The sequence below is a fragment of the Brevibacterium permense genome, from assembly GCF_013280495.1.
Taxonomy (GTDB): Bacteria; Actinomycetota; Actinomycetes; order Actinomycetales; family Brevibacteriaceae; genus Brevibacterium; species Brevibacterium permense.
The window spans coordinates 366,662-389,761 of the sequence record NZ_JABSSX010000003.1; the positions used below are offsets into that span (position 1 = coordinate 366,662).

Below are 23,100 nucleotides of genomic sequence, written 5' to 3' on the forward strand. Positions count from 1 at the left end.
AGGATGTCCGCTGGTCCATCGTGAAGTGCGCCACGGATCGTGGCCTCTCACACCACTACGGAAAGCACACAATGTCTTCAAGCACCTCGACGACCGAGGCCGTCCGCAGCGATACCCGCTTCTTCGGACACCCTCTGCCGCTCATGCAGCTGTTCAGCCTGGAACTGTGGGAGCGATTCTCCTACTACGGGATGAATGGCATCCTTGCCCTCTACCTCTACTTCAGCGTCACTGACGGCGGCATGGGGATGGAGCAGGGTACGGCATTTGGGATCGTCGGTGCGTATGGCGGCGCGGTCTTCCTCGCCACGATCCTCGGCGCCTGGGTCGCCGACCGGCTGGCGGGAGCGGAGAAGGTCCTCTTCTACTCAGCCGTCATCATCATGGTCGGTCACATCTGCCTGGCTTTCATCCCCGGCTTCGGGGGAGTGGCGGTCGGCCTCATCCTCGTCGCCCTCGGATCCGGCGGTCTCAAGGCGAACGCCTCGGCACTGGTCGGTGAACTCTACGAAGAGAAGGACCCGCGTCGTGACGCCGGCTTCACCATCTTCTACATGGGCGTGAACATCGGAGCCTTGTTCGGACCGCTCATCACCGGTCTGCTGCAGTCGAACATCGGCTTCCACTTCGGATTCGGGGCCGCCGCGGTGGGCATGGCACTCGGTCTCGTCATCTACCTCACCGGCCGCAAGAATCTGCCGCCGGAGTCGCGCGTCGCGGTCAACCCGCTGCCGAAGAACAAGCTCTACCTCTTCATCGTGGCCGTCGTGGTCGTCATTCTGCTCGCCGTCATTCTGTGGATGACGAAGATCGCCAACCCCGAGAACCTCGATTGGTGGATCGCCGGAATCTCTGCCGGTGCGGCCGCCTGCTACTTCATCGTCATGTACACCTCGTCGCAGACGAATGGCGACGAGCGCTCCCGCGTCCTCGCCTATATCCCTTTCTTCATCACCGTCGTCATCTTCTGGTCGATGTACCAGCAGATCTTCGGAGTGCTGACCGGGTACTCGGATACCCAGCTCAACCGGTCGATCTTCGGATGGGAGATGCCGATCAACTGGATCCAGCTGATCCCTGCGTTCTTCGTCATCGTCTTCGCCCCGCTGTTCGCGACGATGTGGATGAGGCTCGGACCCAAGCAGATCTCGACACCGGTCAAGGCCGGACTGTCTCTCGTGCTCATCGGCATCGGCTTCCTCATGTTCCTGCCCTTTGCTGAGGCCGGCCCCAATGAGACTCCGCTGCTGTGGGTGGCTCTCACCCTGGCAGTGTTCGTCTTCGGTGAGCTGCTCATCTCGCCGGTGGGCCTGTCGTTCTCCACCAAGGTCGCTCCGAAGGTCTTCCAGTCGCAGATGATCGCCGTGTTCTTCCTCGCCTCGGGTGTCGGCACGGCACTGTCCGGTGTGCTCGGCGGGTACTTCGACACCGCCAACCAGACACCGTACTGGCTGTCGGTCGGCGGATCGTCGGTCGTGCTCGGCCTGCTCGCTCTGACGCTGACGAAGCCGATGCTGGGGCTGCTGCGCGGAATCCGCTGATTCAGTAGCTTCGCGCATAGCCAGCGCAGCTCGAAAGGCCCCTGGGAGCCGCCGACTCACGGGGGCCTTCGGCGTCTCCGGGCGGACTTTCCTCGCCCGCAGTGTCGATTCAGCGTATTGCAGCCCGAGGGTGTGGTCGGACGGGTGAGGGGTGCCGGAGCAACGGTGTGCATTGATGCTAGTGGGAGGCCGTGCGGCCGACGGGAGGGCGTGCTGCCGACGGGAGGGCGTGCTGCCGACGGGAGGGCGTGACGCTGGCTGGGCGAATCGCAAGCACAGCGCCGCACAACGGCGGCGAGCGCGTGTGACCCGACCCCCGAGGCAGACGCCGATGAAGATCAGACGCCGATGAAGATGGGCAGCGCGTCAGGGTGGTGGGCGTGGACGATCGTGAGGAACACGAGCGCGTCGAAGAGCAGATGCACCGTGACCGTATAAGGCAGCGACTTCGTGCGGGTGAAGATGAAGGCCTGCACGAGCGCGAAGGGGATCGTCAGCAGCGGACCGATCGACCGGTAGCCGAGTTCCCAGAGGAACGAGACGAAGATGATCGTGGTGAATGCGTTCGCAGTCCAGAACGAGAAGTGTTTGCGCAGGAGCGCGAAGACCGTGCAGATGAAGAACAGTTCGTCCCAGATGCCTACGGCGTTGACCCCGAAGAACAGACGGATGATCTCTGACCAGTTCGTCAGCGGAGGCCAGTTGAGGTAGACCCCGGTGCGCATGAAGTATTGCGGCAGCACTGCCCACGCGACCACAACGACGAAGACCAGCCAAGCCCACTCCAGCCGCGACCACGGCCGGCCGCGACGCAGCGGAAACTGGATCGTCTTGTCTTCGAACACGTAACGAGTCACGAGCCAAGGTCCGATGACGACGGCGGAGAGCACAACGCCCATGCGTGCGATGTTCGACCACGAGATATCGGCCTCGACCGATATCGCCGAGATGAGAGCGAGACACGCGGCGATGATGCTGAGGTCTCTGGCGAAACTCCGATTGACACTCCACACGATGATCAGCGCCACGAGCATCGGGACGTACCCGAAGGCACGGACCTGCGGAAACGTCGATCCCACACCGAAGAGCACAACTGCCGAGACCGCCAGCAAAGCAGCCGCAACGGCCTCCCAGCTGAGCGGTTTCAACTGCGAGGATTCGATGGTTACTGCTCGGTCAGTGTCCACGCTCCACACTGTAGACGAACCCGGCCCGAGCCGCACCGGATCTTCGGCAAGTGCCGCACCGGATCTTCGCGTCCGGCTGGGCCGAATCACCAGTAGGATCGGAGCGAGGGAAGGACATCATTGGACCCAGAGGACTACTCCGAGCTCATCGCCGAACTGGCACCGAATCGCCACACCGAGACGACGTCGGTACGCGGCGCCGTCGGTCGCACCACGGCAATGGACATCAGAGCTCCGCGATCGGTGCCCGACTTCGCCGCTTCGGCGATGGATGGTTTCGCCCTCGACGGCGAGGCCTTGAGCTCCGCCCGCGACGGGAATGCCATTCGAATCGTCGGTGACACTCCCGCCGGACATTCCGCCGTCGCGCTCCAGACGGGATGCGCTGTGCGCGTGATGACAGGTGCTCCCGTTCCCTCCGGCGCCGAGGCGGTCGTCCCCGTCGAGCTCACCGACGCTCAGCAGACCGGGCCGGCTCCCGAAGCCGTCCGAATCGACTCCCTTCCCGAGTCAGTGCCTCCTGAGTGGAACATCCGCGCGATCGGCGAGGACATGAACCGAGGGGACATCATCCTGACCGCCGGGGAGCGGATCACCTCGGCCGGGGTCGGCGTGCTGGCGATGCTCGGCATCACCGAGATCGACGTTGTCCGCAGACCCCGCATCGGTCTGGTCGTCACCGGAGACGAAATCCAGGGCACCGATCAGACAGGCGAGAGCCGCACCGAGGCGGCCGCCGCCGCGATCTTCAACTCGAACCTGCCGATGCTCGCCGCCGCAGTCCGCGGTTTCGGAGCCGAACCCATCGAAGCCACGTGCAGCGACGACGGCGACGAGCTGCGCGGTGTGCTCACGACGATGAGCACCGAGGCCGACCTCGTGGTGACGACCGGAGGTATCAGCGCCGGTGCCTTCGAAGTCGTCCGTCAGGTCCTGGAACCCGATTATTCGACATTCCGCCGACTGGCTATGCGACCCGGATCTCCTCAGGGATTCGGGCGCTTCGGCACACTGCCGCTCATCCATCTGCCCGGCACTCCACAGGGAGCATTCGTCGCCTTCCACCTCTTCGTCGGTTCGCTGCTGGCCGGGAAGAGTCTGCGACAGAGATGGCGGAAGGGAATTCTCGCAGGCACCGACCTGCGACCACACGGAAACGCCGTCACCTTCCGTCCCGGCACCTTCACCGAATCGGGTGAGATCCTTCCCGCCGACCAGGCCAGGCTTCCGAACTTCGCCACGGCCGATGTGATCATCAGAATCCCTGCCGGCACCGATACCCCGCATGGTTCAGCAGACCTGTGCGCAGCCACGGCGGTCGACTACCTCGAGTGCTGATGCCGTCCGCCCTGTCGGATTATGATGGGGCCATGTCCACTTCATCGCTCGGCACTGCCGACCGGACCCGATACGTTCGGCAGATCCGACTGTCCGGATTCGGCGAAAGAGCGCAGGCGGCGCTGCTCGACTCACACGTGCTCGTCATCGGTGCCGGGGGACTCGGCGCTCCGATTCTCAGCTATCTTGCGGCCGCGGGCATCGGCACGATCACCGTGGTCGACCCCGATGTCGTCGAACTGAGCAATCTGCATCGGCAGGTCATCCACGCCGAGGCGGCCATCGGCACTCGTAAGATCGATTCCGCTCAGCAGCGGATGACCGGGATCAATTCGTCGATCGAGGTCCGCACGATTCCGCAGCTGCTCACTCCGGTCAACGCTCTCGAACTCTTCGAAGGCGTCGACATCGTCGTCGACGGCAGCGACAACTTCGCCACCCGCTACCTCGCCAATGATGCCTGTGAGATCCTCGGAATCCCTCTCGTCTGGGGCACGATCCTCGGCTTCGACGGCCAGGTCGCCGTCTTCGACGCCGAACGCGGCGCCACCCTGCGCGATCTCTATCCCGAGGTTCCCGCTCCGGGCAGTGTGCCCGACTGCTCGGTCGCCGGAGTCCTCGGGCCCCTGTGCGGAAGCATCGGATCGGCCATGGCGATGGAGGCCATCAAGGTACTCACCGGAATCGGCACACCGCTCTACAACAGCGTGGCCGTCCACAGCAGCCTCGACGCGGGCTGGGAGACTGTCCCGGTCCGGCCGATTCCCGGCAGGCCTCCGGTCACCGACCTCGAGCAGCATCGCGGCGACTACGCCCAGCACACGTTCGACTCTTTGAGCACCGACTACGACACGGCAGAGAGTGCAAAAGGCTCGACCTCAAGGGAGAACCTTCTGGGACCGGCCACCGTCACCTGGGCGGAGGCCGAAGCCGACTCCATCCTCGTCGACATCCGCGATGACGATGAGGTCGCCTCGGGGATGGTCCCGGGTGCCGTTCACATTCCGATGGACGAACTGCTCGCCGACCCGAGCCGGCTGCCGAACCTCGAGGCGACGAACACAACTGACGTCTCCGCCTTCTCTGATGCCGCCCCAGCACAGTCGCACGGTATCGCCCTCTATTGCCGGTCGGGAGTGCGCTCGGCGAAGACCGCCGCGCAGCTGCGCTCGCACGGCACCGCGGTGACCTCGGTCAACGGCGGATATCTCGCCTATCTGTCACAGGCGCCTCCACAGCAGAGCTGACGAGGCTTCAACCGACCTCGCCGCTCAAGGTCCTACCCGCCGGCGAACGGCGGGAGGACATCGACGGTGTCACCGTCGGACAGTTTCACGGACCGATCGGTGGCTGCCACCGAATTGACGAGGAAGCTCGAGCGCGACAGCACGGTCGCGGCTTGGGGGTCGGCCGCCTCGGCGAGGGTCGTGACGAGCTCATCGACGGACCCGGCACGGACCTGTGATTCTCGGGCGCCGAAGGCCTCCCGGGCTGCGGCGAAGAACCGAACGGTGATGGTGGGCACTTATCCTCCGATGGCGCTCATGGGTCGTTGTGGCTGCTCGAATGATTCCGTGTCCATCCCATGACCGGCGAGCTTCTTCCAGTGCGCACCCTTCCACAGGTTCGCAATCGATTCGTCGGAGGCGCCATCGCGCATCGCCGTGAGCAGATCGACCTCGGTGCGGGAGAACAGGCAGGTGCGCACACGTCCCTCCGCGGTCAGCCGGGTGCGAGTGCAGTCTGCGCAGAAGGGGCGCGTGACCGAAGCGATGACGCCGACAGTGCCGAGGATCGAATCGGGACGGCGTCGATCGGCGACGAGGAACTTCTCGGCCGGGGCCCCGTTCCGCGGGGCCGAATCCGGGGTGAGCACGAATCGGGGTTCGAGGAGGGCGAAGATGTCGGCGGCGGTGATCATCGACGTCCGCTCCCAGGAATGTCCGGCGTCCAGGGGCATCTGTTCGATGAACCGCAGGCTGAGATCCTGTTCGAGACACCACTGCAGCAGATCAGGAGCCTGTGCATCGTTGACTCCCGGCAGCAGCACGGCGTTGATCTTCACAGGGCTGAGGCCGGCGGCTTTCGCCCCGTCGATGCCCTCGAGCACACGTTTGAGGAACGGGCGCCGGGTCATGGTCGCGAAGGTCTCCGCATCGATCGTGTCGAGAGAGACGTTGATGCGATCCAGTCCCGCCTCTTTCAGCCCCGCGGCGCGTTTGTCCAGACCGATCGCGTTCGTCGTCAGGGCGATGTTCGGTCGCGGTTCCAGTGCCGCGACACCGGCGATGATCTCGTTGATGTCCTTGCGGGTCAGGGGTTCGCCGCCGGTGAATCGGACCTGGTCGACGCCGAACTTCTCCACGGCGATGCGGACGAAGCGGACGATCTCGTCGCCGGACATTGCGGAGTCGCGGGACATGAACTCGACGCCCTCTTCCGGCATGCAGTAGGTGCAGCGCAGATTGCAGAAGTCCGTGAGGGAGATACGGAGGTCGCGGGCCCGGCGATCGAAGGTGTCGAGCAACGAGTTCTCATTGTGAGCGGTGAACTCCTCGCCCGGGTCGACCGTCGGAGTTCTCAGCACCGGCATGGGCAGGCCGATCTTCTCCATTGCGTCATCCTCCTTGAAAAGCGTGTCGATATCATCGTCCCATGACTACTGCGAAGATGCATCGTGAGCGGATATCCGAGATCATAGCGCCACTGACCGGTCCGGTGAGGCTGCCGCTGAGTTCGCTGCTGGAAGCGCCGAGGCGGCTGGCCGCCGACGTGGAATCGCCGATCGATGTGCCCGGCTTCGACAATTCGAGCATGGACGGCTACGCCCTGGCCGCCGCCACCGTGGAAGAGATGGGGCAACGCCCGATTCCCGTGCGCGGTCGCGTCGCAGCGGGGGCCCGTGGTGAGACAGTCCAGCCAGGCACCGCGGTGGAGATCATGACCGGGGCACCGTTGCCGGCGGGCACCGATATGGTCGTCAAGATCGAAGACACGTCACCGGGACGCTTCGGTGCCGAATCCATTACGCTCGACGCTCGTATTGAAGCACGCCCGGGAACATTCGTCCGCTCCTGCGGCTCCGACGTGCGGGCCGGTCAGACCGTGCTGAAAGCGGGCACCATGCTGACGCCCGCCCACCTCGGCGTGGCCGCCGCGTGTGGAGTGAACGAACTGCCCGTTCTCGGCCTGCCGCGTGTCCTCGTCGTGAGCACGGGTGATGAGATCGCCGCCGAGGCGGCCGCCGGGATCAACGACGCGAACTCCGTGACGCTCAGCTCCGGGCTCCGCCGCCTCGGCGTCGACACCGAGGTCGCGTTCGTCCCCGACGACCCGCAGCAGCTGCTCGATCGAGTCGGCGACAGCGACGCTCAGCTGGTGATCTCGACCGGCGGCATCTCGAAGGGAGCGCACGAAGTCGTCAAACTCGCTGCCGATCTCGATGCGGACTCTTCGATGACCTTCGAACCGATCGCCATGCAACCGGGGGGACCGCAGGGATGCGGACGCCTGGCCGACCACGCGTGGGTCGCGCTGCCCGGCAACCCGGTGAGCACACTCATCAGCTTCGAGCTCTTCATCCGCCCCGCCCTGCTCGGTCTGACCGATCATGAGGCACCCAGAGAAGTCGCCCACCACCGACTGGCTCACGGATTCGACGAAGCCCCTCCAGCCGGAAAGCTGCAGGTCCGCCGCGCCAGACTGACTGAGGCTGGCCTCGAATTCGTCGGCGACTCCCGATCCCACCTGCTCCACAGCTACGCCGACGCCAGCCACCTCGTCTTCGTATCGCCCGAGGACGCAGGCGCAGGCGATCCGTTCTCAGCTGTGGGAGATAGGCTGATGACGTGGAAGATCGCATGAAACTCAGCCACGTCGACGCATCGGGGACAGCCCAGATGGTCGATGTCGGCGACAAGGACGTCACGAAGCGCCGGGCCGTCGCGTCCGGCCTCATCACCACTCGGTCCGAGGTCATCGACCTCATCGCCGAGGCGGGACTGCCCAAGGGCGATGCCCTGCCCGTGGCCCGCATCGCGGCCGTGATGGGCGCCAAGCGCACCAGCGACCTCATCCCGCTGTGCCATCCGCTGCCGCTGACGGGAATCGATGTGGAGTTCGAGCTCCGCGAGGATGCGGTTGCCATCACCGCCGCGGTCAAGACCGTGTCGAAGACCGGCGTCGAAATGGAAGCGCTGAACGCTGTGACCACGGCGGCGCTGACGATCTTCGACATGATCAAAGCCGTCGACAGTCGAGCCGTGATCGGCGACATCAAGGTCATCGAGAAGAACGGCGGAAAGAGCGGCGATTGGGCACGAGAGTCATGAGCACCGGAACCGTCGTGACCACAGGAGTCGTCGAGACCCCGATTTCGACCCAGGAGCTCGAACCCGGGGTCCTCACCGACGCCTGTGGTGCCGCCGTCAGCTTCTCCGGTGTCATCCGCGACCACGACGAAGGCCGTGGAGTGAGTCGACTGCACTATGAATCCCACCCCCTGGCCTCAACTCAGATCGCCGAGGTGGCGGCAGACGTCGCTGCCCGTCATCCCGCGGTCAGGCTCTCCGTCGTCCACCGCGTCGGTGACCTCGAGATCGGCGACGTGGCCCTGGCCGCGGTCGTCGCCTCCGCTCACCGGCAGGATTCCTTCCGCGCCTGCTCCGAGCTCATCGACGAGGTCAAGGCCCGGGTCGCGATCTGGAAGCACCAGCACTTCAGCGATGGCACTGACGAATGGGTAGGAGCCCTCGAATGACCCGACTGCGTATCAGCGATGCGGCACGCTTCCTCGGAGTCAGCGATGACACGGTGCGACGGTGGGTCGCCGATGGTCGTCTGTCCCAACTCAAAGACGCGTCGAACCGGGCGGTCGTCGAAGGCAGTGAGCTCGCCGCTCTTGCCCAATCGTCGTCCGGTGCTCTGCCCGACCCCAGCGGAGTCGTGAGCTCCTCGCGCAACCGCTTCGCCGGACTCGTCACAGACGTCAGCATCGACGGAGTGATGGCCCAGGTGAGCATGCAGTGCGGTCCTTTCCGCGTGGTTTCGCTGATGTCGGCCGAAGCCTGTCGCGAACTCGAGCTCGAACCGGGAAGTCTCGCGACCGCCTCGGTGAAGGCGACGATGGTGTCGATCGACACCGTTCCGGGTTCATGAGGGTCAGCCGACTCTTCCCCGCTGCACGAACTCTCCGAGTCTCATAATCGGAACTGAAGTAGACATGGAACCGCATCTGCGGGTTCAATGGGTGTATGAAGAAAACCCTGGTGGGGCTCTGCACCGTCGCAGCCCTGACCCTGACCGCCTGTTCCTCGGGACCCGACTCGGAACAACCGGAAGAGATCACCGTCTTTGCCGCCGCTTCGCTCACCGAAGTATTCGACGACATCGCCGATGAGTTCAAGGCCGCCGATCCGAACGCACCCGATGTGAAGTTCTCCTTCGCCGGATCGTCCGACCTGGTCTCCCAGATCTCCGAAGGCGCCCCCGCCGACGTCATCGCCACCGCTGATGAGAAGACGATGGACACGCTGGAGAAGGATGACCTGCTCGCAGGCGAGCCTGAGATGTTCGCTTCGAACACGCTCACCCTGGCTGTGGCCGACGGCAATCCGAAGGCGATCAAGAGCTCCCAGGACTTCTCCGGCAACGACCTCGTCGTCTGCGCACCTCAGGTACCATGCGGCGCCGCGACGGAGAAGTGGGCCGAGACCAATGACGTCGAACTCGATCCGGTCAGCGAAGAGAACTCGGTCACCGATGTCCTCGGCAAGGTCGGCGCCGGACAGGCCGATGCCGGAATCGTCTACGTCACCGACATCGCCCGTGGCGACGGCAAGGTCGAACAGGTCGATCTCGACGGCGCAGACAAGGTCATCAACAAGTACCCGGCCGCCACCGTCAATGCCAGCGAGAACCAGGACCAAGCCGATGCTTTCGTGAAGTTCCTCGGCTCCGACACGGCGCAGAAGCTGCTGCGCGACGCCGGTTTCGCCGCAGGCTGACAATGCCCGCGCAATCTTCGACCCGTTCGGCGGCGTTCCCGCCCCGCCGATCGAGGCGGCTCAGATCGGATCCGCTCATCCCCGGCTGGCTGTGGCTGCCGGCCGTCATCGGGATCGTCTTCCTGCTCCTGCCGATCATCGGCATGCTCACCCGGGTCGACCCGCAGGGTCTGCTTGCCGTGATCACGGTCGAGGAATCCCGACTGGCGATGAAGCTGTCCCTGCTGACCTCGGTGACCTCGGCCCTCATCAGCGTCCTCATCGGCTTTCCCCTCGGGTACCTGCTCGCCACCCGAACGTTCCCCGGCCAACGCATCGTCCGCACCCTCATCCTGCTGCCCCTCGTGCTGCCACCGGTGGTCAGTGGTCTCGCTCTGCTCTACACCTGGGGGCGGTCGGCCGTCCTCGGCGGAGGACTCGAATCGGCGGGACTCAGCCTCGCCTACACCACCTCGGCGGTGATCATGGCTCAGGTCTTCGTGTCCCTGCCGTTCATGGTCATGTCCGTCGAGACCGCCACCGCTGGGCTCGGCCGCCGCTATGAGCTCACCGCCGCCGAACTCGGCGCGAAACCCAACCGCGTCTTCTTCACCGTCACCCTGCCGCTGCTCCGACACGGGATCATCACGGGTGCCGTGCTGTGCTTCGCTCGCTCGCTCGGCGAGTTCGGGGCGACGCTGACCTTCGCCGGGTCGCTGTCCGGCGTCACCAGGACGATGCCGCTGCAGATCTACCTCGTGCGCGAATCCGACCCGCAGGCAGCCATCGGCCTCTCGCTCCTGCTCATCGCCATCGCTGTGCTCATCATCATCCTCGCCTACCGGTCCCCGCACGCTCCGCGCCTGAAGTCCCCGCGCAGTTCCCCGGCACCCACTCCCGTCGACACGGTCCCGGCTGCCGCCCCCGCCGAGGCGGCCCGGCGCTCCTCGACCGACGTATCCGAACGTGGGGGAGCGGAGAACACAGACGCGCAATCCGCGGACCCCGAGCAGGGCATCAGTGCCGAAATCCGACTCAGTGCCCGTGGAATCGCACTGGATCTCAGTTCCCCTCGACCGGGAACCACCGCGATCATCGGTCGCAACGGGGCCGGAAAATCCACCCTGTTCCAGGTCCTCACCGGAGCCCTCGTGCCCGACTCCGGACGACTCCGCATCGGAGAGCACACGGTGTTCGATATCGCTGCGGGTCTGTGGCCACCCGTCCACGATCGCGGCATCGTCCATCTCGCGCAGAACCCGCTGCTGTTCCCGCACCTCAACGTCATCGAGAACGTCAGCTTCGGACTGCGGGCTTTGGGCGCGTCTCGCGGCGCCGCACATGAACGCGCGCAGGCGATGCTCGACCGCCTCGGCGTGGGGAACTGCGCGAACCGCAGACCGGACGCCGTCTCCGGCGGGCAGGCCGCCCGCATCGCCCTGGCTCGTGCTCTCGTCGTCGAACCGAAGCTGCTGCTGCTCGACGAGCCTCTCGCCGCCCTCGACGTGGATGTGGCAGTCGAAACCCGGCATGTGGTGGCCCGACTGCTCAAGGGACGCAGTGCACTGCTCGTCACTCATGACGTCGACGATGTCGCCGCCTTGGCTGATTCCCTAGTCGTGGTCGAGAACGGAACCGTCGCCCACTCGGCTCCCATCGGGCAGGTCGACCCCGAAGCCGCAGGTGAGGGCGCTGAATTCCTCCTGAGCTTTTGCATGCGGGACCGTGACGGAATAGTGTGCAATCAGTCACAGTGAAAATTGGCATGCAAGGGAGCACACCGCAGTGTCCGAATTGTCTTACTCGTCGGGAACTTCGACGGAACCGCTGCTCGGGATCACCATCGCCGAGCACATCAAACGCACCGCAGCCGAGAATCCCGAAGCGCTGGCATTGGTCGATCGGCATTCGAAACGGAGGTGGACGTACACCGACTTCGATCGCGACACCGACGCACTGGCCATCGCCCTTCTCGAACGCGGGGTGAAGAAGGGCGACCGCGTCGGCATCTGGGCGCAGAACGTCGGCGAATGGGCACTCGTCCAGTACGCCACGGCGAAGATCGGGGCGATCCTCGTCAACGTCAACCCCGCCTACCGCAGCCACGAACTCGAGTACGTCGTCGAACAGTCCGGAATGAGCCTGATGATCTCGCAGATCGTCGCACCTCCGCACTCGGACTTCCATGCCATCGCCACCGAGGTGGCGGCCAAGATCCCCGGACTCGACCTCGTCTTCCTCGACACTGTCACCGAGGACCTCATCGGCGGTGTCACGGTGGGTGAGCGCGAATCCTTCGCCCACCTCATCGGGCAGGGTCGCGAGATGCTCGACGACGAAGGGGCGAAATACGCGGTGCGGCTGCAGCAGCTCATCAACGACCTCTCGGCCGATGACCCGATCAACATCCAATACACGTCCGGAACGACCGGATTCCCCAAAGGCGTGACGCTCAGCCACCACAACATCCTCAACAACGGCTTCTTCATCGGCGAGATGCTCTCGTACACCCCCGCCGACACCGTGGTCGTTCCCGTGCCGTACTACCACTGCTTCGGCATGGTCATCGGCAACCTGGCCGCACTCAGCCACGGTGCAGCGATCGTGCTTCCGGCTCCGGCCTTCGACCCGGTGGCGACGATGCGGGCGGTCACCGAGGAGAAGGCCACATCGCTCTACGGTGTGCCGACGATGTTCATCGCGGAACTCGAGCATCCGCAGTTCGCGGAATTCGACTTCTCGTCGCTGCGCACCGGCGTCATGGCCGGTTCTCCCTGCCCGGTCAATACGATACGCCGAGTCATCGACGATATGAACATGTCCGAAGTCGCCATCTGCTACGGCATGACGGAGACCGCGCCGGTGTCGATGATGACGCGAGTGGATGACTCACTGGAGAAGCGCACCGAGACGGTCGGTCGAGTCATGCCCCATCTGGAGATCAAGATCGTCGACCCCGTCACCGGACAGACCGTTCCGCGCGGCCAGAAGGGCGAATTCTGCACTCGCGGATACGCTGTCATGCTCGGCTATTGGAACCAGCCGGACAAGACGGCTGAGACCATCGATGCGGCTCGCTGGATCCACACCGGCGACCTGGCCATCATGGACGACGATGGGTACGTCGACATCTCCGGACGGATCAAGGACATGGTCATCCGCGGAGGCGAGAACATCTATCCGCGCGAGGTCGAAGAATTCCTCTACCATCATCCCGCGATCCGCGACGTCCAGGTCGTCGGCGTCTCCGATGAGAAGTACGGCGAGGAGCTCATGGCGTGGGTGATCCTCAAGGACGGATTCGACTCGCTCGCTGCCGACGAGGTCCGGGCGTTCTGCTCCGGCAGACTCGCTCATTTCAAGATCCCCCGCTATGTCGAAGTCCGTGAGTCGTTTCCGATGACCGTCTCGGGCAAAATCCGCAAGATCGAGCTGCGCAGAGAAGGCGAGAAGCTCGCTCACACGGCCGACGCCTGAGGGCGACGGGCACATCCCGGCAGAAACTGCAGCCGGATGAGTGCTTGAGGTCACAAGTCGGTTGCAATTCTGTCTGCCCGGGGCGTGCCGTTCTTCTGCCCGCCTATATTCACTAGGATCACAACATATGACAGCTGAATCACCACCACTGGTTGCCTTGAGCAATGTCGAGAAGCACTACGGCGACTTCCACGCGCTGAAGAACGTCAACCTCGATATCGCCGAACGCGAAGTCGTCGTCGTCATCGGACCCTCCGGCTCGGGCAAATCGACCCTGTGCCGGACGATCAATCGGCTGGAGACAATCACCTCCGGCAGCATCACGATCGATGGCAGGGACCTGCCTGCCGAAGGCGCTGCCCTGGCTCAGCTGCGCTCCGACGTCGGCATGGTGTTCCAGGCCTTCAACCTCTTCGCCCACAAGACGATCCTTGAGAACGTCACTCTGGGACCGATCAAGGTGCGCAAGATCCCGAAGGCCGAGGCGGACAAGCAGGCGATGGCGCTGCTCGAACGCGTCGGCGTCGCTCACCAGGCCGACAAGTATCCGGCTCAGCTCTCCGGCGGTCAGCAGCAGCGAGTTGCCATTGCCCGGTCCCTGGCGATGAAGCCGAAGGTGATGCTCTTCGACGAGCCCACCTCGGCGTTGGACCCGGAGATGATCAACGAAGTCCTCGACGTCATGGTCGGACTCGCCGAGGAGGGAATGACCATGGTCGTGGTCACACACGAGATGGGCTTCGCCCGCAAAGCCGCCCATCGCGTGGTGTTCATGGCCGACGGGGAGATCGTCGAAGTCGCCGAACCCGAGGAGTTCTTCACGAATCCCCAGAGCGCCCGAGCCAAGGACTTCCTGTCGAAGATCCTCACCAACTGACACCACCGCTTTCAATCAGCACTACCTCACTCACAAGGAGAGACCATGAAGAAGCTCAGACTGGCGGTCGCCTCGGTGGCCATCGGAATGCTGGCACTCAGCGGCTGCGGCCAGGGCGGAACCCCGGACGCACCCGCCGACGGCGACGGAGGCAAGGCAGAAGCGCCCGAATACACAGTCAACGAGAGTGCGGACATCGCCGACTCGAAGACGTGGAAGGCGGCGAAGGACGCAGGCGAGATCACCATCGGCGTGAAGTACGATCAGCCGGGCCTCGGCAACGTCTCAGCCGGATCGAAGACGCCCGAGGGGTTCGATATCGAGATCGCGAAGATGGTCGCCGCACAGCTCGGATTCAAGCCCGACCAGATCAAGTACACGGAGACCGTCTCGGCCAACCGTGAGCCGTTCCTGCAGCAGGGCAACGTCGACATGGTCGTCGCCACCTACACGATCAACGACGAGCGCAAGAAGGTCGTCGACTTCGCGGGGCCGTACTACGTTGCCGGTCAGGATCTGCTCGTCGCCGAGGACTCCGATATCGCCGGCCCCGAGGACCTTGACGGCAAGAAGGTCTGCTCCGTCGACGGTTCGACTCCGGCGCAGAACATCAAGGACAAGTACAAGAAGGCCGAACTCGTCACCTACGATGCCTACTCGAAGTGCGTCACCGACCTGCAGTCGGGATCCGTCGACGCGGTGACCACCGATGACGCCATCCTGCGCGGCTATGCCAAGCAGTACGAAGGCGAATTCAAAGTCGTCGGCAAGCCTTTCACCGAAGAGCCCTACGGCGTCGGACTGCCTAAGGACGACAAGGCCCTGCGGGACGCGGTCAACGATGCACTGGAGAAGGGCATGGACGACGGCGATTGGAAGAAGGCATTCGAATACACGCTCGGATCCACCGATGGTGTCGACATGCCCAAGGTCGACCGCTACTGACCCAGTCCACAGATTGACATGATGCGAGGGCACCGGCCGCGGTGCCCTCGCATCGATTAAGGAATCTGCCATGGATTTCCTGGAGCTTCTCCAGATGTTCCTCTCCGGCGCGTGGGGAACAATCAAACTCTTCACCGTCGCCCTGATCGGATCGATGATCCTCGGTACGGTACTCGCCGCCATGCGAGTCTCACCGACCCCGGTGCTGCGCATCGCCGCATCGACGTACATCAACGTCGTCCGGAACACTCCGCTGACGCTCGTGATGTTCTTCTGCGCATTCGGACTGCCGTTCCTCGACATCCGATTCGGTTCGACGAGTTCTTTCAACTCCTTCATCTACGCCACGATCGCTCTCATCGCCTACACCGCGTGCTTTGTTGCGGAGACGCTGAAGTCGGGAATCTCGACGATTCCCGTCGGACAGGCCGAAGCCGCCCGCGCAGTGGGCCTGAGCTTCGGGCAGACCTTGAGCGAAGTGGTTCTGCCGCAGGCCTTCCGAACGGTCATCCCGCCCCTGGGCAGTGTGATCATCGCGATGCTCAAGAACACCTCGATCGCTTCGGCGTTCAACAACCGAGAGCTGATCTCCGCGATGCGCAATGCCATCGAGATCCGCGGTGACCTCGTCATCCCGATTCTGTTCGGCACCGCAGTGGCCTACCTGATCCTGGCTCTGCTGCTCGGCCGTGTCTTCGACTACCTGGAGAAGAAGCTGGTGATTCTGCGATGAGCGCACCCACTCAAGTGCTGTTCGACGAACCGGGGCCGAAGTCCCGCCGGAACAACATCATCCTCTCGATCGTGTCGTTGATCGTGCTGTTGGCTCTTGTGGCGTTCGTCATCTGGAAGTTCGCCGACGCCGGTCAGCTCGAACCCGAGAAGTGGTACCCTTTCACCTTCGCGCAGATTCAGACCGTCCTGCTCCAAGGCATGTTCGCGACCCTCAAGGTCGCGGTCGTTGCATCCGTCCTCGCATTGGTCGTCGGAGTGGTATTCGCTCTCTTGCGCTTGTCGAGCAAGAAGGTCATCTCGGTTCCCGGAACGATCGTCCTCGAATTCTTCCGCGGCGTGCCCGTGCTGTTGCTCATCTTCGCGATGTTCCTCCTCTTCGGCAATGAGATCGGTGCCTTCTGGTCGGTCGTCTTCGGCCTGACCCTCTACAACGGAATGGTGCTGGCCGAGATCATCCGGGCAGGCATCCTCGCCGTCCCCACCGGGCAGCGTGAAGCGGCGATGGCGATCGGGCTGCGCTCTGGACAGGTGATGAGCCTGGTGCTCATGCCGCAGGCGCTGCGAGCGATGATGCCGACGATCATCGCCCAGATCGTCGTGCTCCTGAAGGATTCGGCCCTGGGTTTCATCGTCACGTATCAGGACCTGCTCTACCAGGTGAACCTCATCGGCCGCGAGTACAACAACCTGCTGCCGACGTTCATCGTCGGTGCGGCCCTGTTCATCATCATCAATATGATCGTCGCCGGGTTCGCCCGCTGGCTCGAATCCCGACTCCAGCGCAAGACCACCGCCGACACCGAGGCCGACGGCCTGACCTCGAAGATCGTCGACTGATTCCGCGGTTGAGAACAGGGCCCGGTCGACAGCGACCGGGCCCTGTTCGACCATGTATCGTTCACATAGGAGTCGGCCATGAAGGAGTGCATCAATGCCACAGCCTCAACTCAGCCCCACACCGGTTCGTGTGGTGAAGAACATCGACCGCGAAAGGTACGAGCTGTTCACCGATGAGACCCCGGGAGAGTTCATCGGGTTCCTCGCCTACCAGGTCATCGATGACCACACCCTGGAACTCCAGCACACGATCATCTCCGAAGGCTTCTCCCGACGAGGCTTCGCCCGTACCCTCGTCACCCAGGTGCTCGACCTCATCCGGGCCGACGGGTCGACCATCGTGCCGACCTGTTCGTACGTGCAGGACTACCTCTCGCGGTTCCCGCAGTACGGCGATCTCGTGGCCCATCAGTGACGGAGAGACATCGAGGGTCCGGAGCGGGCCGTTTCGCTCCGAGCCCGAGCGGAGACCTCCACATCGGCAATATCCGCTCCGGACTGCTCAGCTATGTGCGTGCCCGGCAGACGGGCCGCCGGTTCCTGTGGCGGATCGAAGACCTCGATCGAGTGAGGGCCGGTGCCGCCGACTCACAGCTTGAGGTCTTCACCGAGCTCGGCGTCGTCCCAGACGAAGCTCCTATGGTCCAATCCGAACGCACTGCCGAATACGCCGCCGCGATTGCGAAGCTGGAGGCGGACGGACTCGTCTACGAATGCTATTGCTCACGCAAGGACATCGCTCAGGCCCCCAGCGCACCGCACGCACCACCCGGAGCATACCCGGGGACCTGCCGCCGCCTCGGGGAAGAGGAGCGCGAATCCGCCCGGCTGAGGCTCGAAGCGAACGATCGGCGGCCGGCGCTGCGTCTGCGCGCGGACAATCGAATCCACAGCATCGACGATGCGCTGCTCGGCCGGGTGGAGGCGGTCGTCGACGATCTCGTGCTGCGGCGAGGTGACGGTGTCTTCGCCTACAACCTCACCGTCGTCGTCGATGACGCAGCGACCGGAATCGACGAGATCCTACGCGGGGACGATCTCGCTTCTTCGGCACCCAGGCAGGCGTATCTGGCACGGCTGCTTGGTCTGCCCGAACCGGGCTGGGTGCATGTTCCACTGGTGCTCAACGAGGGCGGTCAGCGGTTGGCCAAACGTGATGGAGCGGTGACTTATCAGCAGCTGCGCGGCCTCGGATGGACCAATGAGGACCTCTTCGCCTGGATGCAGCAGTCACTGGGATTCGACGGAGACAGTGGCCCGTGGAGATCCGTCGACGATATGGTCAGCGGCGTCGACTTCGCTCGGATGGCCACGACGCCGGCGGTCTTCATCCCGCCTGCGGGTTCCTAGGGTTGATTCCGCTCAGGTCGGTTCCTCGTCAGGCCGCTTCTTCATCAGGCTGCGGACGAGTCGACGACGTCTCGGATGACTCCGTCGTAGATCGCTTCGAACGTGTCGAGGGTGTATTCGATGTCGTGTTTGGCCACGACGTCGAGCGACGCCTTCGACATGGCATCGAGTTCATCATCGGGCATCCGGCAGATGCGGGTGAACCGGTCAGCCAGCGCATCTGTGTCGCGCGGCGGGAACAGGTACCCGTTGACTTCGTCGCGGACGAGGTGCGGCAGAGCCACCGCATCGGCGAGGACCACAGGTTTGCGCGACGCCAGCGCCTCCAGCGTAGCGATGGACTGCAGCTCAGCGGTCGAGGGCATGCAGAAGAAGGTGCAGCGCTGGTAGGCCTCCATGAGCGCCTTGTCACTGATCTTCCCGAGCACATGCACACGATCGGCGATGCCGAGTTCGGCAGCCAGCTGCTTCAGCGGCTCCTCCTGGTCACCGCCGCCGACGATATCGGCTTCGAACCCCAGCGCGGGATCGGTCTTCGCCACGGCCTCGACGATGTCGGCGGCGTGCTTCTCCGAGGAGAGTCGGCCGACGAAGAGAACACGTGGGGGAACGGCCCGCGACGCAGCGCAGTCGAGTTCGCGCAGATGAGCAAAGCGTTCCAGGTCGATCCCGCAGGACACCGCCCTGATGGGCGAGGAGAACCCGTTCTCGGTGAGCAGATCAGCGGCCAGCTGCGTAGGAACCGTGATGAAATCGGCGGCTTGGAACTTTCGGCGCAGATCCCACCAGGCGATGGCGGTGCCCCCGTCGAGAACGGCCTTCGGAGCTTTGAGATAGGGGCGGACATTGTCGGGCATGAAGTGGTTCGTGGCCACGACAGGGATTCCGCGCCTGATCGATTCGGAGAACGCATAACGGCCGATGACGAAGTGCGCCTGAGTATGCACGACATCGGGACGGACGCTGTCGAGAAGTCGCGAGAGCTCGGGCTTCGTCTCCCACGGCATGCAGATCATCCACGTCGGGTGCAGGGGCCACCTGTGAGCGGTGAGCCGGTGAACGGTGACCCCGCTCTCGACACTCACCGAGGGTTTGCCCGTGGCCGAGGGGCATGCGACGTGGACGTCATTGCCACGTGCGGCGAGACCTTCGGCCAAGCGTTCGGCGAATTTCGCGGCACCGTTGACTTCGGGGGCGTACGTCTCCGCCGGGATGAGGATGCGGCGTTTCGGGGTGGGACGGTGCGCAGACAGGATTCAGCTCTCCTCGGTGTCGGTCATGGTGTCGGAACGCCGGGCGTTCCTGCGCTGAGCTTCTCGATCTCTGACATCGGGATGATACCGCGACAATACAACGACGGCTGCGCAGGCCACCAATCCGGTGAGCGAGATGAGGATGATGAGCCAGACGGGGGAGTGAGCCGCCTCGCCGAGGACGACGGTGCCGAGGATGACGGCACCGATCGGGTCGATGACGGTCAGACCGGCGATGACCATCTCCGGGGGGCCCGCGGCATAGGAATTTTGGACGAACAGTGACCCCAGTGCCACTGCCGCCAGCAGGGCGGCGACGTTGATCCAGGTGACCTGATCGAGTCCGGCTTGGAGGAACTGGACGCTGACCAGGTGAGCGTTCGTCGCCACACAGGCGAACAGCAGACCGGCGGCGATGATGAGCACGAGCTGAGGGGCGTGGCGGAAGACCACCACGATCACCAGGCCGACCGCCACCGCGACGGCAGTGATCCAGAACAGCGGCATCGCATCGGCTCCGAGGTGGACCTCCGATTGTGCCGTCGTCGCCGAGAGCGCGACGAAGAGCGTCACCCCGGCGGTGCACCAGACGACTGACTGGACGAGTCGCCTGTTGACCTTGAGCCCGCGGTGACGGACGCCGAGCAGCACCGAGACGATGAGTGAGAACGCTCCGATCGGCTGCACGACCATCACCGGAGCCAGCGCCAGGGCTACGAAATTGCCCGCCGTTCCCACTCCGAGGATGATCAGTCCGAGCAGCCACCGACGATTGCGCAGCAGGTCGGTGAAATGGGCCCAGCTGAGTCCGTTGTGGGAGTCATCCTGCCCGGCGACCGCATCGTGCTGATACAAGGCGCCATAGGCCAGTGCCACGGCCGCGATGACGGCGAGGGCGATTGCAACTATGGTCACGATGAGTCTTCCGGTGTAGACGGTGTGGATGTGGGGAGCGGATCGCTTCGAGTCTATCGCGCGGGGCGGCGGCGAAGATGGCCGCAGACTGTGTTTGTCCTGACTGTAAGGCAACCCTGCGGCGACTGGTTGGGAAACCCTCAGCGCTGTGGCTGAAGCACCCTCAATGCTGTGAGCTAAAGCACTCGTTGCGGTTTTGTTCGCCGGCCAGGGGATTTGCTAAGCTGGAACACAGGTCCGCAGGAAACTGCGGCATTCCTCCGTAGCTCAGTTGGCAGAGCATTCGACTGTTAATCGAAGGGTCGCTGGTTCGAGCCCAGCCGGGGGAGCAACCAAGGCCCCGTCCGTTAGGACGGGGCCTTCGTCGTTGCCCGACACCACGCTCGGTGCCGACTACGCGGCTGGGGAATAGGCTCTGCGCGCGGCGGGTTCATCTGACATGAAGTCTTTCGGATTCCTCAGTTTCGGTCACTACGACAACGGCGGCGACCTCGACGCCGGGCAGATGCTGCGCGATGCGGTGGAGATCTCCGTCGGTGCCGACGAGCTCGGCGTCAACGGCGCCTACTTCCGCGTCCACCATTTCGCGACCCAGGCGGCCTCTCCCATTCCGCTGCTGTCGACGATCGCCGCGAAGACCAACAGGATCGAAGTCGGCACCGGAGTCATCGATATGAGGTAGCGCATGTTCGTGTTATGGCTCTCGTTTTCTCGGTCCGCGTCCCTCTACAGGTACCGGCAGACCTGGTCTGGGCTGCATGTGTCGGGGTCCGGGTGCGCGGCGTCGTGCCGGAGGTCGGCGATGGTGCCGTGCAGGGCGGTGAGCTGGGCGATCTGCTGCTCGATCTCGGCCAGGCGCGCGTCGAGGAGGTCTCGCACGTGCTCGCAGGGCGCGTGGCCGCTGTCGCGGATGTCGAGGATTTGGCGGATCTGGGCGAGGGTGAGGCCTGCGGCCTGGCCACGGTGAACGAAGTCGATCCGGGCGACGGCGTCGGGCGCGTAGTCGCGGTACCCGGATGGCGTCCGGTCGGCCGGGGGCAGCAGTCCCTGCTCTTCGTAGAACCGGAGCGTCTTCGAGGTGGTGCCCGCGCGTTCGGCGAGTTCTCCGATGCGCATTGCGGCCTCCGATCATTCGGCAGGGGCCACGCTTGACCTTCCCCTGCACTGGAAGGTCCAGTATGGCTGAAACGGAACAGAAGTCCAAGCCTTGACGGGAGCAGCGATGCCTACGAAGTACGATCTCGCCATCATCGGATCGGGCGGCGGAGCGTTCGCCGCCGCGATTCGCGCGACCATGCTCGGGAAGTCGGTGGTGATGATCGAGCGTGGCACGCTCGGCGGCACCTGCGTGAACACGGGCTGCGTGCCGTCGAAGGCCCTCATCGCCGCCGCCGATGCACGGCACGTCGCCGCCGACGCCGCCGACCGGTTCCCGGGGATCGCGACGACGGCAGGCCCAGTGGACATGCCCGCGCTGATCGCCGGGAAGCAGGCGTTGGTCGAGACGATGCGGGGCGAGAAGTACGCCGACGTCGCCGATTCATACGGGTGGCACGTCCGGCGGGGAGACGCCGGGTTCGCGGGCACCCCGGACGCGCCGGTGTTGGAGGTCACCGCCGCAGACGGAGCGGTCGAGACGATCGAGGCCGAGCACTACCTGGTCGCCACCGGTGCGCGGCCGTGGGCTCCGCCGATCGACGGCCTGGACGAGGCCGGGTACCTGACCTCGACCACGGCGATGGACCTGACCGAGGTCCCCGAGTCGATGCTGGTGCTCGGCGGCGGCTACGTTGCCCTGGAGCAGGCGCAGCTGTTCGCCCGCCTCGGCTCCCAGGTCACCGTGCTGGTGCGGTCCCGGCTCGCGTCGAAGGAGGAGCCGGAGGTGTCCCGGACACTGCAGGAGGTGTTCGCCGACGAGGGCATCCGGGTGGTCCGCCGCGCGGTGCCGACCCGGGTGTCCCGGGACGCGGCGACCGGGCAGGTCGTGGTTACCGCGGACGTGTCCGGCGGCTCGCAGGAGTTCCGCGCCGACCAGGTGCTCGTCGCCCTCGGACGCCGTCCCGTCACCGACGGCTTGAACCTCGATGCGGTCGGGGTGAAGACCGGGGACTCCGGCGAGGTGGTCGTCTCCGACCATCTGCAGTCGTCGAACCCGCGGATCTGGGCCGCGGGCGACGTGACCGGGCACCCGGAGTTCGTCTACGTCGCGGCCCACCACGGCACCCTCGTTGCCGAGAACGCGTTCGCCGACGCCGACCGGTCCGTCGACTACTCCCATCTGCCGCGGGTGACGTTCACCGGACCGGCGATCGGCGCGGTCGGGATGACCGAGAAGGAGGTCGTCGCCGCGGGGATCCGCTGCGACTGCCGCGTGCTGCCCCTGGAGTATGTGCCCCGGGCGGTGATCAACCGCGACACCCGCGGGTTCATCAAGATCGTCGTGAACGCCGATACGAGCGAGATCCTCGGCCTCACCGCCGTCGCCAAGGACGCCGGGGAACTCGCCGCCGCAGGCGTCCACGTGCTCGGCAAGACCATCGCCGAAGTCGCCGACGCCTGGGCCCCCTACCTGACCATGACCGAAGGCATCCGGATCGCCGCGAAGTCCTTCACCACCGACCCGTCACTGCTCTCGTGCTGCGCATGAACGGCAACGCATGC

24 protein-coding genes and 1 tRNA gene are annotated in these 23,100 nt (G+C 64.6%); 19 read left to right on the forward strand and 6 right to left on the reverse strand.

Features of this window, described 5'->3' with window-relative positions; all coding sequences use genetic code 11:
- Positions 1 to 71 precede the first annotated feature (71 nt).
- Positions 72 to 1,541, forward strand: a complete 1,470-nt coding sequence (locus tag HK353_RS06705) for a peptide MFS transporter (RefSeq protein WP_173154173.1) — start codon at positions 72 to 74, stop codon at positions 1,539 to 1,541.
- A gap of 338 nt (positions 1,542 to 1,879) precedes the next feature.
- On the opposite strand, the gene HK353_RS06710 is transcribed toward HK353_RS06705, so the two are convergent.
- Positions 1,880 to 2,737, reverse strand: a complete 858-nt coding sequence (locus HK353_RS06710; protein ID WP_425350539.1) for a CPBP family intramembrane glutamic endopeptidase — start codon at positions 2,735 to 2,737, stop codon at positions 1,880 to 1,882.
- Between the two features lie 111 nt (positions 2,738 to 2,848).
- On the opposite strand from HK353_RS06710, the gene HK353_RS06715 reads away from it, so the two are divergent.
- Together HK353_RS06715 and HK353_RS06720 are read left to right on the forward strand one after the other, a co-directional pair.
- Positions 2,849 to 4,066, forward strand: a complete 1,218-nt coding sequence (locus tag HK353_RS06715; RefSeq protein ID WP_173154176.1) for a molybdopterin molybdotransferase MoeA — start codon at positions 2,849 to 2,851, stop codon at positions 4,064 to 4,066.
- A gap of 32 nt (positions 4,067 to 4,098) precedes the next feature.
- Positions 4,099 to 5,313, forward strand: a complete 1,215-nt coding sequence (locus HK353_RS06720; RefSeq protein ID WP_173154179.1) for a ThiF family adenylyltransferase — start codon at positions 4,099 to 4,101, stop codon at positions 5,311 to 5,313.
- Between the two features lie 32 nt (positions 5,314 to 5,345).
- Here the strand turns inward: HK353_RS06720 and HK353_RS06725 are convergent, their stop codons facing one another.
- Positions 5,346 to 5,591, reverse strand: a complete 246-nt coding sequence (locus HK353_RS06725; RefSeq protein WP_173154182.1) for a MoaD/ThiS family protein — start codon at positions 5,589 to 5,591, stop codon at positions 5,346 to 5,348.
- Positions 5,592 to 6,680 (reverse strand): GTP 3',8-cyclase MoaA, encoded by a 1,089-nt coding sequence (gene moaA / locus HK353_RS06730; protein WP_173154185.1) that lies wholly within the window; start codon positions 6,678 to 6,680, stop codon positions 5,592 to 5,594.
- A 41-nt stretch (positions 6,681 to 6,721) separates the two neighbouring features.
- Between moaA and HK353_RS06735 the strand changes: the two genes are divergently transcribed.
- The 13 genes from HK353_RS06735 (at position 6,722) to gluQRS (ending at position 18,271) form a co-directional block, all read left to right on the forward strand.
- Complete coding sequence (locus HK353_RS06735; RefSeq protein WP_245395832.1) at positions 6,722 to 7,930, forward strand: molybdopterin molybdotransferase MoeA; 1,209 nt, start codon at positions 6,722 to 6,724, stop codon at positions 7,928 to 7,930.
- Positions 7,927 to 8,397 carry a cyclic pyranopterin monophosphate synthase MoaC gene (moaC, locus tag HK353_RS06740; protein WP_173154449.1) on the forward strand — a complete coding sequence of 157 codons (471 nt, stop codon included), beginning with the start codon at positions 7,927 to 7,929 and terminating at the stop codon, positions 8,395 to 8,397. Before HK353_RS06735 ends, moaC begins: the two co-directional genes overlap by 4 nt.
- Entirely contained in the window at positions 8,394 to 8,825 is a 432-nt protein-coding gene (locus HK353_RS06745) for a molybdenum cofactor biosynthesis protein MoaE (RefSeq protein ID WP_173154188.1), read from the forward strand. Before moaC ends, HK353_RS06745 begins: the two co-directional genes overlap by 4 nt.
- Positions 8,822 to 9,223 carry a TOBE domain-containing protein gene (locus HK353_RS06750; protein ID WP_173154191.1) on the forward strand — a complete coding sequence of 134 codons (402 nt, stop codon included), beginning with the start codon at positions 8,822 to 8,824 and terminating at the stop codon, positions 9,221 to 9,223. Before HK353_RS06745 ends, HK353_RS06750 begins: the two co-directional genes overlap by 4 nt.
- 95 nt (positions 9,224 to 9,318) lie before the next feature.
- Entirely contained in the window at positions 9,319 to 10,071 is a 753-nt protein-coding gene (gene modA, locus HK353_RS06755; protein WP_173154194.1) for a molybdate ABC transporter substrate-binding protein, read from the forward strand.
- A gap of 2 nt (positions 10,072 to 10,073) precedes the next feature.
- Positions 10,074 to 11,807 carry an ABC transporter permease gene (locus tag HK353_RS06760; protein WP_173154210.1) on the forward strand — a complete coding sequence of 578 codons (1,734 nt, stop codon included), beginning with the start codon at positions 10,074 to 10,076 and terminating at the stop codon, positions 11,805 to 11,807.
- Positions 11,808 to 11,835: 28 nt separating this feature from the next.
- Positions 11,836 to 13,527 (forward strand): AMP-binding protein, encoded by a 1,692-nt coding sequence (locus tag HK353_RS06765; RefSeq protein WP_173154212.1) that lies wholly within the window; start codon positions 11,836 to 11,838, stop codon positions 13,525 to 13,527.
- Between the two features lie 127 nt (positions 13,528 to 13,654).
- A complete protein-coding gene (locus tag HK353_RS06770; protein WP_173154215.1) occupies positions 13,655 to 14,404 on the forward strand; it encodes an amino acid ABC transporter ATP-binding protein in 750 nt (249 codons plus the stop codon).
- Between the two features lie 45 nt (positions 14,405 to 14,449).
- The gene (locus HK353_RS06775; protein ID WP_173154218.1) at positions 14,450 to 15,349 is read left to right on the forward strand and encodes a glutamate ABC transporter substrate-binding protein; all 900 of its coding nucleotides are present in this window, start codon (positions 14,450 to 14,452) and stop codon (positions 15,347 to 15,349) included.
- 70 nt (positions 15,350 to 15,419) lie between these two features.
- Positions 15,420 to 16,082, forward strand: coding sequence for an amino acid ABC transporter permease (locus HK353_RS06780; RefSeq protein WP_173154221.1), 663 nt, complete (start codon positions 15,420 to 15,422; stop codon positions 16,080 to 16,082).
- On the forward strand, positions 16,079 to 16,921 hold the full coding sequence (locus HK353_RS06785) for an amino acid ABC transporter permease (RefSeq protein ID WP_173154224.1): 843 nt from the start codon (positions 16,079 to 16,081) through the stop codon (positions 16,919 to 16,921). The genes HK353_RS06780 and HK353_RS06785 overlap by 4 nt, the downstream gene beginning before the upstream one ends.
- A gap of 94 nt (positions 16,922 to 17,015) precedes the next feature.
- On the forward strand, positions 17,016 to 17,336 hold the full coding sequence (locus tag HK353_RS06790; protein WP_173154227.1) for a GNAT family N-acetyltransferase: 321 nt from the start codon (positions 17,016 to 17,018) through the stop codon (positions 17,334 to 17,336).
- Complete coding sequence (gene gluQRS / locus HK353_RS06795; protein WP_173154230.1) at positions 17,333 to 18,271, forward strand: tRNA glutamyl-Q(34) synthetase GluQRS; 939 nt, start codon at positions 17,333 to 17,335, stop codon at positions 18,269 to 18,271. Before HK353_RS06790 ends, gluQRS begins: the two co-directional genes overlap by 4 nt.
- 44 nt (positions 18,272 to 18,315) lie before the next feature.
- Here gluQRS and HK353_RS06800 read toward each other — a convergent pair whose 3' ends face one another.
- Together HK353_RS06800 and HK353_RS06805 are read right to left on the reverse strand one after the other, a co-directional pair.
- Positions 18,316 to 19,527 carry a glycosyltransferase gene (locus HK353_RS06800; protein WP_342589844.1) on the reverse strand — a complete coding sequence of 404 codons (1,212 nt, stop codon included), beginning with the start codon at positions 19,525 to 19,527 and terminating at the stop codon, positions 18,316 to 18,318.
- Entirely contained in the window at positions 19,528 to 20,439 is a 912-nt protein-coding gene (locus HK353_RS06805) for a DMT family transporter (RefSeq protein WP_342589836.1), read from the reverse strand.
- Positions 20,440 to 20,695: 256 nt separating this feature from the next.
- Between HK353_RS06805 and HK353_RS06810 the strand changes: the two genes are divergently transcribed.
- Both HK353_RS06810 and HK353_RS06815 read left to right on the forward strand, forming a co-directional pair.
- Positions 20,696 to 20,768 (forward strand) — tRNA-Asn (locus HK353_RS06810).
- 110 nt (positions 20,769 to 20,878) lie between these two features.
- Positions 20,879 to 21,121, forward strand: coding sequence for an LLM class flavin-dependent oxidoreductase (locus HK353_RS06815; protein WP_173154233.1), 243 nt, complete (start codon positions 20,879 to 20,881; stop codon positions 21,119 to 21,121).
- Between the two features lie 44 nt (positions 21,122 to 21,165).
- Here the strand turns inward: HK353_RS06815 and HK353_RS06820 are convergent, their stop codons facing one another.
- Entirely contained in the window at positions 21,166 to 21,555 is a 390-nt protein-coding gene (locus HK353_RS06820; RefSeq protein WP_042529932.1) for a heavy metal-responsive transcriptional regulator, read from the reverse strand.
- A gap of 106 nt (positions 21,556 to 21,661) precedes the next feature.
- Here HK353_RS06820 and merA point away from each other — a divergent pair, with 106 nt between their 5' ends.
- The gene (gene merA / locus HK353_RS06825; RefSeq protein ID WP_061225165.1) at positions 21,662 to 23,086 is read left to right on the forward strand and encodes a mercury(II) reductase; all 1,425 of its coding nucleotides are present in this window, start codon (positions 21,662 to 21,664) and stop codon (positions 23,084 to 23,086) included.
- Positions 23,087 to 23,100 lie beyond the last annotated feature (14 nt).